1 protein-coding gene is annotated in these 1,346 nt (G+C 34.6%); it reads right to left on the bottom strand.

All coding sequences use genetic code 11. The features are described from left to right. Nucleotides 1-60: 60 nt before the first annotated feature. The gene (locus tag NST49_RS12650; RefSeq protein ID WP_341048951.1) at nt 61-1,239 is read right to left on the bottom strand and encodes an IS256-like element ISEf1 family transposase; all 1,179 of its coding nucleotides are present in this window, start codon (nt 1,237-1,239) and stop codon (nt 61-63) included. Nucleotides 1,240-1,346 lie beyond the last annotated feature (107 nt).

The following is a 1,346-nucleotide window of genomic DNA, read 5'->3' as shown; positions in this document are numbered from 1 at the left end:
AAGAGACAGGGAGCGTCAATAATTTTGTGTAAATAAATCGTCCTTCTGCAAAATAATTAGTTACTCAGTAAACATTGAAACTAATGTATCGGTTACTTGTTGGAAACCTTTATGGCTTCTGTTTAGAAATTTTTGATTGTATGTATCAAAAATGCTGACTAGAAAGCGTTCTAGTGATTCTTCATTTTGAAACTGCTCTTTTCTGCGGCTGTACTTTTTAATTTGCTTATTGAAAGACTCGATTAGATTGGTTGAGTAAATGGTTCTACGAATACTGGGTGGAAACTCATAAAAAGTCAATAAATCTTGGTTTTCTATGAGTGACTGCGTCACTTTAGGATAGTTTTTCTTCCATTTCTCAATCATACAGGATAAGAATGTATTCGCTTCTTCCTTTGAGTTAGCTTGATAAACAGCCTTAAAGTCATCACAGATTTCTTTTCGGTCTTTGACACGTACTTTATGAGCAATATTACGAGATACATGGATACAACAATGCTGATATTTTGCTTTAGGATAAATTTGTTGGATGGTATCTTTCATGCCTTTTAAGCCATCCGTAATAAAAAGCAAGACTTCTTGAACTCCTCTGGAGTTAATATCCTGTAGCAGCTCATTCCAAACGTATGTTGATTCAGTCGGAGCAATCGCATAACTCAGTACTTCTTTAGTGCCGTCTTCTCGTATACCAATGGCAATATAAATCGCTTCTTTGGATACGGTTTGGCGTTTTAATGGAATATAAGTAGCGTCCATAAAAATAGCGATATACTTATCATTTAAGGCTCTGGATTTAAAGGCGTTTACTTCTTCAGTCAGAACTTTAGTCATGTTGGACATGGTTTGTGGAGTATAGTGATGCCCATACATTTTTTCGATTAAATCAGCAATTTCAGACATCGTAACACCTTTTTCGAATAAATGGATAATAGTGGTTTCCAATGTATCGTTTGTTCTTTTGTAGGCTGGTAAAGTTTGTTGTTTAAACTCACCATTACGATCTCTAGGTATTTCCAATGTTAATTCACCATATTCGGTTTTGATTGATCGAAAGTAAGAACCGTTTCTCGAATTACCTGAATTAAAACCAGTGCGATCATATTTTTCGTAATCTAAAAAAGCCGTTAATTCAGTCCGTAGGAGTGTGTTTATCGCTTTTTCTAAGTGCGAACGGAATAATTCATTTAAATCGCCTTTAGTGACTAGAGTTTGCACAATTTCTGTAGTAAAATCATTCATAGGGAAGTCCTCTTTTCTGTGAATTGGTTGTCGTTAACTTTATTCTACAGAAGGGACTTCCTTTTTTGTATGGATTTTTTCATTTACACAAAATATTTTACACTCTC

This window comes from Carnobacterium sp. FSL W8-0810, from assembly GCF_038007125.1.
Classification (GTDB): Bacteria; Bacillota; Bacilli; order Lactobacillales; family Carnobacteriaceae; genus Carnobacterium_B; species Carnobacterium_B inhibens.
The sequence above is the reverse complement of the archived record's forward strand: the minus strand, read 5'-3'. Positions and strand labels throughout refer to the sequence as shown.

Coding starts and splice junctions, on each gene's coding strand:
- NST49_RS12650 (WP_341048951.1), bottom strand. CDS start 1,239: ATGAATGATTTTACTACAGAAATTGTGCAAACTCTAGTCACTAAAGGC.